The organism is Streptococcus oralis (assembly GCF_019334565.1).
GTDB lineage: Bacteria > Bacillota > Bacilli > Lactobacillales > Streptococcaceae > Streptococcus > Streptococcus oralis_CR.
Window position 1 is genome coordinate 409,206 of the sequence record NZ_CP079724.1, and the last position, 12,352, is coordinate 421,557.

14 protein-coding genes and 3 pseudogenes are annotated in these 12,352 nt (G+C 41.7%); 10 read left to right on the forward strand and 7 right to left on the reverse strand.

Going from position 1 to position 12,352, the window contains the following annotated elements; translation table 11 throughout:
* Positions 1 to 179: 179 nt before the first annotated feature.
* The 9 genes from gtfA (at position 180) to KX728_RS02185 (ending at position 9,283) form a co-directional block, all read left to right on the forward strand.
* Positions 180 to 1,622 (forward strand): sucrose phosphorylase, encoded by a 1,443-nt coding sequence (gtfA, locus tag KX728_RS02145; protein WP_215804940.1) that lies wholly within the window; start codon positions 180 to 182, stop codon positions 1,620 to 1,622.
* A gap of 131 nt (positions 1,623 to 1,753) precedes the next feature.
* On the forward strand, positions 1,754 to 2,947 hold the full coding sequence (locus KX728_RS02150; RefSeq protein ID WP_215804975.1) for an O-antigen ligase family protein: 1,194 nt from the start codon (positions 1,754 to 1,756) through the stop codon (positions 2,945 to 2,947).
* 142 nt (positions 2,948 to 3,089) lie between these two features.
* Entirely contained in the window at positions 3,090 to 3,527 is a 438-nt protein-coding gene (locus KX728_RS02155; RefSeq protein WP_215804939.1) for a MarR family winged helix-turn-helix transcriptional regulator, read from the forward strand.
* Between the two features lie 78 nt (positions 3,528 to 3,605).
* Positions 3,606 to 4,334 (forward strand): ATP-binding cassette domain-containing protein, encoded by a 729-nt coding sequence (locus tag KX728_RS02160; protein WP_084873470.1) that lies wholly within the window; start codon positions 3,606 to 3,608, stop codon positions 4,332 to 4,334.
* Positions 4,327 to 5,847 (forward strand): ABC transporter permease/substrate-binding protein, encoded by a 1,521-nt coding sequence (locus KX728_RS02165; protein ID WP_084873468.1) that lies wholly within the window; start codon positions 4,327 to 4,329, stop codon positions 5,845 to 5,847. Before KX728_RS02160 ends, KX728_RS02165 begins: the two co-directional genes overlap by 8 nt.
* A 443-nt stretch (positions 5,848 to 6,290) precedes the next feature.
* The gene (locus tag KX728_RS02170) at positions 6,291 to 6,893 is read left to right on the forward strand and encodes a hypothetical protein (RefSeq protein WP_000846130.1); all 603 of its coding nucleotides are present in this window, start codon (positions 6,291 to 6,293) and stop codon (positions 6,891 to 6,893) included.
* Between the two features lie 56 nt (positions 6,894 to 6,949).
* Positions 6,950 to 7,684: an energy-coupling factor transporter transmembrane component T gene (locus KX728_RS02175; RefSeq protein WP_012000351.1), complete on the forward strand. Its 735-nt coding sequence runs from the start codon at positions 6,950 to 6,952 to the stop codon at positions 7,682 to 7,684.
* Complete coding sequence (locus KX728_RS02180; RefSeq protein WP_084852522.1) at positions 7,660 to 8,496, forward strand: ABC transporter ATP-binding protein; 837 nt, start codon at positions 7,660 to 7,662, stop codon at positions 8,494 to 8,496. The genes KX728_RS02175 and KX728_RS02180 overlap by 25 nt, the downstream gene beginning before the upstream one ends.
* On the forward strand, positions 8,483 to 9,283 hold the full coding sequence (locus tag KX728_RS02185) for an energy-coupling factor ABC transporter ATP-binding protein (RefSeq protein WP_215804938.1): 801 nt from the start codon (positions 8,483 to 8,485) through the stop codon (positions 9,281 to 9,283). The genes KX728_RS02180 and KX728_RS02185 overlap by 14 nt, the downstream gene beginning before the upstream one ends.
* A 224-nt stretch (positions 9,284 to 9,507) precedes the next feature.
* Here the strand turns inward: KX728_RS02185 and KX728_RS02190 are convergent, their stop codons facing one another.
* From KX728_RS02190 to KX728_RS02210, 5 genes and pseudogenes are all read right to left on the reverse strand, one after another.
* Entirely contained in the window at positions 9,508 to 9,669 is a 162-nt protein-coding gene (locus KX728_RS02190) for a hypothetical protein (protein ID WP_001062367.1), read from the reverse strand.
* Positions 9,657 to 9,884 (reverse strand): hypothetical protein, encoded by a 228-nt coding sequence (locus KX728_RS02195; protein WP_001152920.1) that lies wholly within the window; start codon positions 9,882 to 9,884, stop codon positions 9,657 to 9,659. Before KX728_RS02195 ends, KX728_RS02190 begins: the two co-directional genes overlap by 13 nt.
* Positions 9,885 to 9,896: 12 nt before the next feature.
* Positions 9,897 to 10,133, reverse strand: a complete 237-nt coding sequence (locus tag KX728_RS02200; protein ID WP_057489284.1) for a hypothetical protein — start codon at positions 10,131 to 10,133, stop codon at positions 9,897 to 9,899.
* A pseudogene (locus KX728_RS02205) lies at positions 10,126 to 10,446 on the reverse strand (DNA replication protein); the annotation flags it as partial. The gene KX728_RS02200 and the pseudogene KX728_RS02205, both read right to left, overlap by 8 nt.
* 24 nt (positions 10,447 to 10,470) lie before the next feature.
* Positions 10,471 to 10,820 (reverse strand): annotated as a pseudogene (locus KX728_RS02210) (IS6 family transposase); the annotation flags it as partial.
* A 39-nt stretch (positions 10,821 to 10,859) separates the two neighbouring features.
* Here KX728_RS02210 and pnuC point away from each other — a divergent pair.
* Positions 10,860 to 11,366, forward strand: a pseudogene (pnuC, locus tag KX728_RS02215) (nicotinamide riboside transporter PnuC); the annotation flags it as partial.
* A 34-nt stretch (positions 11,367 to 11,400) separates the two neighbouring features.
* On the opposite strand, the gene KX728_RS02220 reads toward pnuC, so the two are convergent.
* Both KX728_RS02220 and KX728_RS02225 read right to left on the reverse strand, forming a co-directional pair.
* Positions 11,401 to 11,733, reverse strand: coding sequence for a glucuronide permease (locus tag KX728_RS02220; RefSeq protein ID WP_215804936.1), 333 nt, complete (start codon positions 11,731 to 11,733; stop codon positions 11,401 to 11,403).
* A gap of 26 nt (positions 11,734 to 11,759) precedes the next feature.
* Positions 11,760 to 12,314 carry a TetR/AcrR family transcriptional regulator gene (locus tag KX728_RS02225; protein ID WP_219108663.1) on the reverse strand — a complete coding sequence of 185 codons (555 nt, stop codon included), beginning with the start codon at positions 12,312 to 12,314 and terminating at the stop codon, positions 11,760 to 11,762.
* Positions 12,315 to 12,352 lie beyond the last annotated feature (38 nt).

Consider the following 12,352-nt stretch of genomic DNA (forward strand, 5'->3'; position numbering starts at 1 on the left):
ATACATAGAGGAACAGTTCAGCTTGTTTACAATTCTATGTAGAAAACAAGAAAGTAGTACTTAGTTACGTGCAGTCTATATTAGTACGAGTTCGATGTGAACAAAAACCTAAAAATATCTTTCATTTACGAAGCCAGGTCATATAAGACTTGGCTTTCATCAGAAAAAGGAGACCATATATGACCATTCAAAATAAAACTATGTTGATTACTTACTCAGATAGTCTTGGAAATAACCTTAAAGTCTTGTATGAGAATTTGGAAGAATATTTTGGCGATGCTATTGGGGGAGTGCACCTTCTACCATTTTTCCCGTCAACAGGTGATCGTGGATTTGCACCAGTTGACTATGATGAAGTGGATCCAGCGTTTGGTGATTGGGAGGATGTTAAGCGTTTAGGTGAGAAATATTATCTTATGTTTGACTTTATGATTAACCATATTTCTCGTCAATCGAAATATTATAAGGACTATCAAGAAAAACATGAAGCTAGTGAATTTAAAGATCTCTTTTTAAACTGGGATAAGTTTTGGCCGGAAAATCGTCCGACACAAGCTGATGTAGATTTAATTTACAAGCGTAAGGACCGTGCACCAAAGCAAGAGATTCTTTTTGCAGATGGTTCAGTAGAACATTTGTGGAATACTTTTGGTGAGGAGCAGATTGATCTTGATGTGACCAAAGAAGTAACGATGTCATTTATCCGTAAGACGATTCAACATCTAGCAAGTAACGGGTGTGATTTGATTCGTCTAGATGCCTTTGCTTATGCAGTGAAGAAATTGGATACCAATGATTTCTTTGTAGAACCAGATATTTGGGATTTATTGGACAAAGTTCGAGATATCGCTGCTGAGTATGGGACAGAGCTCTTACCTGAGATTCATGAACACTATTCGATTCAGTTTAAAATAGCGGACCATGATTACTATGTTTACGATTTTGCCCTTCCAATGGTGACCCTTTATACTCTTTACAGTTCCAGAACAGAGCGCTTGGCAAAGTGGTTAAAGATGAGCCCGATGAAGCAATTTACGACACTAGATACTCATGATGGAATTGGAGTGGTGGATGTCAAAGATATCCTGACTGATGAGGAAGTTGACTATGCTTCAAATGAGCTCTATAAGGTTGGAGCGAATGTCAAACGGAAGTACTCCAGTGCAGAGTATAACAATCTAGATATCTACCAAATCAATTCAACCTACTATTCTGCGCTTGGAGATGATGATGTCAAGTACTTCCTCGCTCGTCTGATTCAAGCTTTTGCTCCAGGCATTCCTCAGGTTTACTATGTGGGTCTATTAGCAGGAAAAAATGACTTGAAATTGTTAGAAGAAACCAAAGAAGGTCGAAATATTAATCGTCATTACTATAGCAATGAAGAAATAGCAGAAGAAGTTCAACGGCCTGTGGTGAAGTCCCTTCTCAATCTATTTTCTTTCCGTAATCAATCAGAGGCCTTTGACCTAGAAGGGACTATTGATATTGAAACACCAACAGCTCACAGCATTGTAATCAAACGTCAAAATAAAGACAAGTCCGTAACAGCAGTAGCAGAAATTGATCTGCAAAGTCAGACCTATCAAGTAGTGGAAAACGGCAGAAAAATTCAGTTCTAGTGCTATATTGATGACAGAATTTTTTGTAGTGAAAACGTGTTCATTGTTCCCAAATGACGGAAAAAATGGTAGAATATAAAGATAGTTTAGCATTTATCTTCTGGAGAAATCCAGAACAGAAAGGATCCGTTTTGAAATCAATTGGATTACTGGATAAGATAAGAGGGCTTTCGAAAAAAGATTTCTTTTTATATTTGATGATCATAAGTATCTTTTTACCTTTTTATTTGTTCTTAGCCCTCTTTGCTTTATATTTGATAGGTTTACTTGTTACTGGGGAGATGAAGGGAATTATCAAAGGATTGGCCAAACATCCTGTACTTCTCTTTTTTATTGCCTACAGTAGTATCATCTCTATCGTCGCCAAGAACTGGCTTGGATTGGTTGCATCTTTACTGATGTTTCTCTTCCTCATTTTCTTTAGTTTTTACCAGAAACGTCTGACACATGCTTTCTTTCGACTGATACTGCAGACAATCTTGTTTGGTAGTGTGCTCTCTGCTGTTTTTGCTACTTTGGAGCATTTCCAAATTGTAAAGAAATTTAACTACGCCTTTCTTTCGCCTAATATGCAAGTATGGCACCAAAACCGTGCGGAGGTCACATTCTTTAATCCTAACTACTATGGGATTATCTGTTGCTTCTGTATCATGATTGCCTTTTATCTCTTTACAACGACGAAGTTAAGATGGTTGAAAGTCTTTTGTGTGCTAGCAGGTTTTGTGAATCTATTTGGTTTGAATTTTACGCAAAATAGAACAGCCTTTCCTGCCATCATCGCTGGTGCCATCATTTATCTCTTTACAACCATTAAAAACTGGCGCGCCTTCTGGCTCAGTATTGGAGTTTTCGGGATTGGCCTTTGTTTCCTCTTCTCAAGCGATTTGGGTGTCCGTATGGGAACGCTAGATTCTTCAATGGAGGAGCGTGTTTCAATCTGGAATGCGGGTATGACTTTGTTTAAACAAAATCCGATCTGGGGAGAAGGTCCGCTGACCTATATGAATTCTTTTCCGAGAATTCATGCACCTTACCACGAGCACGCGCATAGTCTTTACATCGATACTATTTTGAGTTATGGTTTGATTGGAACCATTCTCCTATCCATTTCTTCGGTTATCCCGGTTCACATGATGATGGATATGAGTCAGGAGTCGGGCAAACGACCAATTATCGGTCTTTATCTCTCCTTCCTTACAGTAGTCGCTGTACATGGAATTTTTGATTTGGCTCTCTTCTGGATTCAGTCAGGCTTCATCTTCTTGCTGGTTATGTGTAGCCTACCGTTGGAACATCGTACCTTAGTAGCGGACATGACCGACTAAGTTTATAAAGATTGAAGATCTTCTACCTTGAGTAGAAGATTTTTTTAATTGCGAATTTATTTCTAAATCGAAATAGTTGACAGATGAAATGATAAGTATTACAATGAAATATAATTCGATATGGAAATAAATTGGAGAAGTCATGAAAGATAGTCATTTGGTAGCCCATCATATTCGTTTGTTGAATGGGCGGATTTTTCAAAAGTTACTGAGTCAGGATCCTGAGGCTCTTTATCGGAGTGAACAGGGAAAGATTCTCACGGTGTTATGGAAGAGTGAAACGGGTTGCGCTACGGCGACAGATATTGCACTTGCGACTGGTCTCACCAACAATACGCTCACAACCATGATTAAGAAACTTGAGGAGCAAAACCTGGTCATCATTAGCCCATGTGGAATAGATAAGAGAAAGAAATATGTCAAGTTGACAGAGCAAGGTTGGTCCCAGAAAGAAGTTGGCCATCGTGTTAGTCAAAGACTGGATGCTATTTTTTATAAAGGTTTCTCAGAGGAAGAAATTCGCCAGTTTGAAAGTTATCAGGAACGCATTTTGAACAATCTGAAAGAGAAGGAAAATTAGGCTTAGAATGGGGTAAATTAGTTATTAAAAGTTTGGTAACTTGACCAATCGAGGAAAGTTTTAAATTGAGGACAAAGAATGATTGAATACAAAAATGTAGCGCTACGCTATACAGAAAAAGATGTTTTGAGAGATGTTAATTTACGGATTGAGAATGGGGAATTTATGGTTTTAGTTGGGCCTTCTGGGTCCGGTAAGACGACCATGATTAAGATCATTAACCGTCTTTTGGAACCAACTGATGGAAATATATATATGGATGGCAAGCGCATCAAAGACTATGATGAGCGTGAGCTTCGTCTCTCTACTGGTTATGTTTTACAGGCCATTGCTCTTTTTCCCAATCTAACGGTTGCGGAAAATATTGCTCTCATTCCGGAGATGAAGGGCTGGACTAAGGAAGAAATTGCTCAGAAAACAGAAGAGCTTTTAGCTAAGGTTGGTTTACCGGTAGCTGAGTATGGGCATCGCTTACCTAGTGAATTATCTGGTGGAGAACAGCAACGGGTTGGTATTGTTCGTGCTATGATTGGTCAGCCTAAGATTCTCCTCATGGATGAACCTTTTTCGGCTTTGGATGCTATTTCGAGAAAACAGCTACAGGTTCTGACGAAAGAATTGCATAAAGAGTTTGGAATGACAACGATTTTTGTGACCCATGATACGGATGAAGCTTTGAAATTGGCGGACCGTATTGCTGTTTTGCAGGACGGAGAGATTCGTCAGGTGGCGAATCCCGAGACCATTTTAAAAGCTCCTGCCACAGAGTTTGTAGCAGACTTGTTTGGAGGTAGTGTTCATGACTAATTTGATATCAACTTTTCAGGATCGTTTTGGTGATTGGGTAACAGCTCTATCTCAACATTTGCAGTTGTCGCTTTTGACCTTGTTACTAGCTATTTTTATTGCTATTCCTTTGGCTGTTTATCTTCGCTATCATGAGAAGTTGGCGGACTGGGTCTTGCAGATTGCAGGAATTTTCCAGACTATCCCGTCTCTGGCCTTGTTGGGACTCTTTATCCCCTTGATGGGAATTGGAACTTTGCCTGCTTTGACTGCTCTGGTGATTTATGCGATTTTTCCGATTTTACAAAATACCATCACTGGGCTGAAGGGAATTGATCCAAGTCTACAAGAGGCTGGAATTGCCTTTGGGATGACCAGGTGGGAGCGTCTCAAGAAGTTTGAAATTCCACTTGCTATGCCCGTCATTATGTCTGGGATTCGGACAGCGGCTGTCTTGATTATCGGTACGGCGACCTTGGCTGCCTTGATTGGTGCAGGGGGACTGGGTTCCTTTATCCTTTTGGGAATTGACCGCAATAATACCAGTCTGATTTTGATTGGGGCACTTTCTTCTGCAGTGCTGGCCATTGCCTTTAACTTCCTACTAAAAGTGATGGAAAAAGCAAAATTGCGGACGATTTTCTCTGGTTTTGCCTTGGTGACCATATTGCTCGGTCTGTCTTATAGTCCAGCCCTTTTGGCTCAAAAAGAGAAAGAAAACTTGGTGATTGCTGGGAAATTGGGACCGGAACCAGAAATTTTGGCTAATATGTATAAGTTGCTGATTGAAGAAAATACCAGTATGACTGCGACTGTTAAGCCGAATTTTGGGAAAACAAGCTTCCTCTATGAAGCTCTGAAAAAAGGGGATATTGACATCTATCCTGAATTTACCGGTACGGTGACTGAAAGTTTGCTTCAGCCATCACCCAAGGTAGGTCATGAACCAGATCAGGTTTATCAAGTGGCGCGTGATGGTATTGCCAAACAGGATCAACTAGCCTATCTCAAACCTATGTCTTATCAAAATACCTACGCTGTAGCTGTTCCGAGAAAAATTGCTCAAGAATACGGTTTGAAGACCATCTCTGACTTGAAAAAGGTAGAAGGGCAGCTGAAGGCAGGTTTTACACTCGAGTTTAATGACCGTGAAGATGGTAATAAGGGCTTGCAATCAATGTATGGTCTCAATCTCAACGTAGCGACCATGGAGCCAGCGCTTCGCTATCAGGCAATTCAGTCGAGCGATATTCAAATCACAGATGCCTATTCGACGGATGCAGAATTGGCGCGTTATGATTTACAGGTCTTGGAAGATGACAAGCAACTCTTCCCACCTTATCAAGGGGCACCTCTGATGAAAGAAGCTCTTCTCAAGAAACATCCTGAGTTGGAGCCAGTTCTCAATAAATTGGCTGGTAAAATTACTGAAAGCCAGATGAGCCAGCTCAACTACCAAGTCGGTGTTGAAGGCAAGTCAGCAGAACAAGTAGCCAAGGAGTTTCTCCAAGAACAAGGATTGTTGAAGAAATAGATTGAAAATGTCAAACTCAACTTCTTTAAATGACCATATAGAAAAATGCTCAGACAATCTTGTCTGGGCTTTTTTGGTATTAGAGTTACTAAATGTCATTTAAAATGGGAAATAATACTCAATGAAAATCAAAGAGCAAACTAGGAAGCTAGCCGCAGGCTGTACTTGAGTACGGTAAGGCGACGCTGACGTAGTTTGAATTTGATTTTCGAAGAGTATAAGAGGAAATTTTCAGGATTTTCTAGATTTTTACTGTAAATACACTTGACTATTCACAAAATAGGTGTATAATGTGTTGTGAACTACTTAACAAATAAAGATTTCCAGCTCATGTCGACTAAGGATGGAAATCTTGTGTATAGACAGTTCAGTAGATATATAATAGAGCGTTGCGTCCGAAAGTCTATCCAGACACGGCTCTTTAAAAACAAAAGGAGAAGATTATGAAAACAGAACCGATTCATCGTACCAGTATGTGGAAATTTAAGTTAAGTGCTGCCACCATGACTTTGATTCCCGCTGCCGTGGGGATTAACTATGTTGCCAAAGCATTGGCGGAGGGGTTAAAGTTGCCCGTTTGGCTGGGGTCTTTGGGAACCTTTCTTACCAGCATGTTGGCTGGGCCGGTTGCCGGTGCCATTAGTGGTTTCATCAACAACGTGATCTATGGGCTGACCTTATCGCCAATTTCAACCGTGTATGCGATTACCAGCATCGGAATTGGGATTGCTGTAGGAGTTTTGCACGCCAATGGGTGGTTCTCGTCAGCGCGACGAGTATTTGTTTCTGCTATTATTATTGCCATCGTTTCAGCTGTCATTTCAACGCCACTCAACGTCATCTTTTGGGGTGGTCAGACCGGTATCGCTTGGGGTGACTCATTGTTTGCGGTAATGGTCGCCAATCATGCACCAGTGTGGCTGGCCTCATTTACCGATGAGTTTGTCTTGGATATTTTGGATAAAGTCTGCGTGGCCTACCTGGCATTCTTCATCTATCGTCAGCTGCCGAAGCGGATGGTGCACTTCTTTAGCGATGATAAATGATGACTGATCAAACATTGATTTCTGGAGCGCCACGGGTCAAGCTCAAGTAGTACCAGGTGATCGATCCGATTACTAAGCTCTTGTTCATCTTGGACATGACGTTGTTGAGCTTTGCCAGTATGAATTTATTGCTTCAGGCCGGATTAATTCTTGTCGCAACTCTGCTATTGTTATTTTCCAAATTGAGTTCTACCACCTTTAAGGCGCTGGGATTCAGCCTGTTTCTGATTTGCACCATGCTGATCATCCAAGGGTTATTTTACAGTCGGAATCAAACTGTGCTGTTTTCTGTGCTTGGGGTGTCGTTCTACAAAGAAGGCCTGATTTACGCCACCACTCTAGGTTGTCGAGTATTGGTGATTATTTTGACCAGTGGCTTTTTTATGGTGACCACGAGTATTTCAGAAAACGCGGCCTATTTGGAACTGTCCGGATTGTCTTATAAAACCGTCTACGTTCTGATGTCGGTGTGTTATATTTTGCCGGAAATGATGCGCAATATGCGGAAAATCCAGCAGGCACAAAAAGTTCGCGGAACCAATCCGCAAAAAACGTTGATTCAGAAATTAAAGTCAGTCCTGCCGGTTCTAATTCCATTGGTGATTAAGACCTTGGATCAATCGATGACGCGGTCGATTTCTCTCCAACTGAGAGGTTTTGATAATCTCAACCGGACTGTCAGAACCTCCCAGCGAGTGTATCGCCTGTCGCGGACGCTGCACATTGGTCTGACTGGATTGGCAATTTTATTGATTGGGTGGAAGATATGGACGAAGATAAACGGATTGTAATTGAAAATTTGACCACCCGTTATCCGGGTACTGAGCAACCACAACTGCGTCAGATTAACGCGGAGGTTCATACCGGCCAGGTGGTTGGGATTATCGGGAATAGCCACTCCGGCAAATCGACTTTGTGCCGTGTGCTGGCAGGGGTCATTCCCAAAATTGTGTCTGCTGAGATTGAGGGCGATTGGCACATGTTTGGCCAGCGAGTGTCCGACAATTGGCCCGTTTATAATGCCATGAATGGAGTTGTACTGCAAAATCCAGCTGGCCAACTAAGCGGGTTGGCAGACACGGTTGCCGATGAAATCGCCTTTGACTTGATTAATCAGGGAATGGCTGAAGGACTGATTCAAAAACGGGTTGAAGAAGTTGCCACGCAAATGGGGCTGATTGAACAGCTGAATTTTCGTCCCGAGAGCCTTTCCGGTGGTCAGATCCAGCGGTTGGCAATTGCCACGGCGATTGTGGCTAATCCGGCTGTTTTGATTATGGATGATCCGACCAGTGAGATGGATCCCCTTGGCCGCCGGCAATTTTTCCAATGGCTGGCCCAAGTCAAAGAGACGACTGTCTTCATTGTCACCAGTGAAATTGACGATTTGTGCGAAGTCGCCGACGTTGTGTGGGTGCTGCACGAGGGTCAAATGGTGGCCCAGGGCAGGCCGGGTGAGGTGTTTAATCATTTGGCAGCTGACTGGCAGATTCCAGCCCCGACAATCCAGCAACTTGCTCAAAAAATGGATTGGCACTTGGCTGATGGCCGGTATCCGGTGAATTACGCTGATCTGAAGGAGGTTCGTTATGTCCACAATTAAACTGAGCCACCTGACTTTCACTTATCCGGAACGGTCCTTTAGCTTGGATGTTGAAGACAAACACTTCGCCGATCCGATGGTGGCGATTGTCGGCCAAAATGGTGCCGGCAAATCAACGCTCTTCAAATTGTTGACGGGCTTGCTGACACCACAAACCGGTGTGATTAAGATCGATGGAGAAAATTTTAATGATCTTAAACCAGTCGAAAAGTTACTGAAGGTTGGGATTACTTTTCAGAATCCTGACGATCAGCTTTTCAACCCGACCGTTCAACGAGAGGTGGAGTGGAATGTCGCGCAGGTCATGGATGACCACGACACGATTACGAGGCGGGCTTTAGCGGCTCTAAAAAGAGTTGGCTTGGATGATAAAACAGCTGAAAGTCCATATGACCTGTCATTGTCGGAACGCAAGCTGTTGAGCGTTGCCACAGTTTTGGCAGTGGATCCGGCGATTTATTTATTTGATGAGCCGATGATGTCGCTTGATTGGGAAAGCCGGCGCAAGTTGACCGCAATTTTCCATCAGTTGGCTGATTCGGGCCACCAAGTTGTGACCATCACCCATGACATGGATTGGGTCGCCGCCGAGTTTGAGTCGGTGTATGTTATGGAACACGGGAAGTTTGGCTTCGCCGGCAGTCCACGGGAATTGTTCAGCAATCACGAACTTGTCCAGCGAGTGGGATTACTACCACCGCGGATTATGGACATAGCGGAGTCGCTGGGTGATTCACAGACATATTTATCGGTTAATGATTATTGCCAGAAAAATCGAGATGTATAGAAAAAGTCACCTCTGCAGGTTTTCCAGGTTGAAGGATTAACTTCAGCTTCTGGCAAGAACTCACATGGGTGACTTTTGTGTTTAATAACGTTTCATGATCATCGGGTGCTTCCTCAGATCACTCGGTTTGATTTTACTTTGTTTCATGGTCATAATCATATACCATTTCTTTTGGATTTTTTGTTTGACTAATACAAAATAGGTCTTCATAGGTCTTCGCATTTTTAGCGGCCATTAGGATCATCAGTATAATTTTCTGAATTAGGAGACTGTCCCATCACTATTCGAACTTCGTCTCCCAACTTACGCTGTTCCCATTCATCCGTGAATCCTTTAAATCGCAATTCTGGAACTTTCTTTTTAACTGAATCATCTATTTTCGCCATAGTCCCCACCATTTTATTGGTTTTTCTTGTTCTTCTATCCTTTTTTGATCTTTGATTTGTTCCTGCAAATTTTCCAACTTCTCTTTAAGAGCGTTCACTTCATCTTTATATTGATTGTCTAAGTGTTTGAATTCTGTTTCCTGTGAGGGCATTTTGAGGGCTTTTAAGTTATCATTTTCCGCCTTGTATTCTTCTAGCAACTTTTTATCTTGCAAGGCTAATCGTTGTTACTGGTCTAACAAATTAGTTAGTTTTTCTATTTGTTGGTCTTTGGTATTTGATTTGCTACTACTTTCTACTTTACCTAAAATTATTTTTTCTGCTTTAGAATTTATTAGATTAGACCCATTGGAATTTTTAAGCTGTAATTCTTTTGGTAACCTTTGGTAGTGATATTGAATATTTTGTTTTGTAACACTCAACTCATCCGCCAGCTCTTTGATCTTTTTTAAGTCTTCACTCATGGTTTAAGTCCTGCCTTTTAACCGTTTGTAGATATTGTTCAATGGCTTTTTTGAGGTAGCGTGCGATATTATGCTTAGAATATTCTTCACGTCTGCTGGCAACATAAGACAAGTGGTCTTTGACACTATTTAGCCCTCTTAATTCTTTCAGTTCGTCATAGAGGGGGTAAACATGGACTTGCAATCCTGCCATGATTTTTGTATCTTGCATTTCAAACGGACTTAGCAACATATTTTCTAGCAATAGCGTGGTGTACTTGCTTTTCATTGCTTCAATAGCTAGCTTATCTTCGGTTTCTGCTTTGCGTGCTTTATCTTCTTGATAGGCGGTATCTTCTAACTTATAGCTGTTATCGTCTGCTCGACGTTTCTTTCGTAACCAGATATCCAATGTTAAACCGTCCGCATCAATCGCTCGATAGAGATAATGCCAACGCCCCTTAATTTTGATATAGGTTTCATCCATTTTCCACGAATAGAAGGACTGTTTATTTTTCTTTTCCAGAGATGATAGAGGATTTTACTGTATTCTTGAACCCACCGATAAATCGTAGTGTGGCAAACATTTATTCCACGGTCATAAAGCAATTCCTGAACTTCACGATAGCTCAGATTGTAACGTAGGTAATAACCAACAGCGACAATGATGACGTCTTGTTGGAATTGTTTGCTTTTAAAATGATTCATCTCTCAAGCCTTACTAACCTTTTTTCTGCTCTTTGAGAAGCTGAAGGTCGTGCTAGTAACTACCTATTTGGTTTGATTAATTCCATCATTTATCTGGTGCTTGCCCTTCAAAAAGGCTTCTATGGTGAGGTTTTAACAACTCTCTATTTTACAATTATGCAGCCAATTGGTCTCTTGGTTTGGATTTATCAAGCCCAGTTTAAGAAAGAACAACAAGAGTTTGTCGCGCGTAAACTGGACGGTAAAGGTTGGACCAAGTATCTTTCCATTAGTGTTCTTTGGTGGTTGGTATTTGGATTCATTTATCAGTCTATCGGAGCCAACCGTCCTTATCGAGATTCCATCACTGATGCGACCAATGGGGTTGGGCAAATTCTCATGACAGCTGTTTACCGTGAGCAATGGATATTCTGGGCAGCTACCAATGTCTTTTCAATCTATCTCTGGTGGGGAGAAAGCTTGCAAATTCAAGGAAAATACCTGATTTACTTGATCAATAGTCTCGTTGGTTGGTATCAGTGGAGCAAGGCAGCAAAGAGTGCTTAAAAAGTAAAAAAGGATCAGATGATCCTTTTTTGTGTTATAGCAAAATGAATAATACCGTAATGACAATAGCGCTCGTTATACGAACGATGTGGTGCGAGATATGTTGTTTTTCTTTCTGTTGGCCGTTCCAGTAGGCACCATAGCAGACGATACTCGAACCCACAATCCATAGTAGAATGGTTGCAAGTGGGACGAAGTAAAAGATGGCTAGAGCCAGAGAAGTGAGGCAACTGCCGGCCAAGATGCATGTGTTTCCCAGACTGTAGTTCTTTTGTTTCATGGCTGAAAAAGCAGCAGCAAGGTGAAGCAGTGAGAAGGCGAGAGCTAGTACGATTGTTAGTATTCCTAGAATCATCGAAGTTAACATAGTTGGTTCCTTTCTGAGTTACAGGCTTAGTTATCAAGTGGAGTTATAGAGGTCATCTCGATTACATCAAGGTAAAATCTCACCACTTGGTCTTCGGTATAGGATTTTCCTTTTTTTAGCCACCAAGTTAGGGTCTCGATAAAGTTCGTCACAACAAAATGCTGGAGGTAGGAGGCCGGAATGTTTGGATAGGCCTCTTGTAAGTCGTCCGCCACCATGGGATAAACGTGGTGTTCGAGTTCCTTGTGTAGTTGGCGGAGGAAGTAGTCATTTTTGGAAAAAAGGAGACTGGTGACATGGTCCTGGTTTTTCTGAAAATGTAAAAAGATATGTGCGAGGTAGTCCTCGGTAGTAAAGTGTTCTTCCCTTTCAAAGAGATGATGAAAGAGGTAGCGACAGAGTTCATCTAAAAGCAGTTCCTTGCTCTCGTAGTGACAGTAAAAGGTTGAACGCCCAACATCTGCCAAGTCAATGATATCTTGGACAGTAGTAGCATCATAGCCTTTATCGTTCAAAAGTTGTAAAAAAGCTTGATAGATGGCTTTTTTCGTCTTGCTGACTCGACGGTCTCTTTTTGGCATATAGACACTTGAGACAAACTGTTCAGAACTGAACAGGA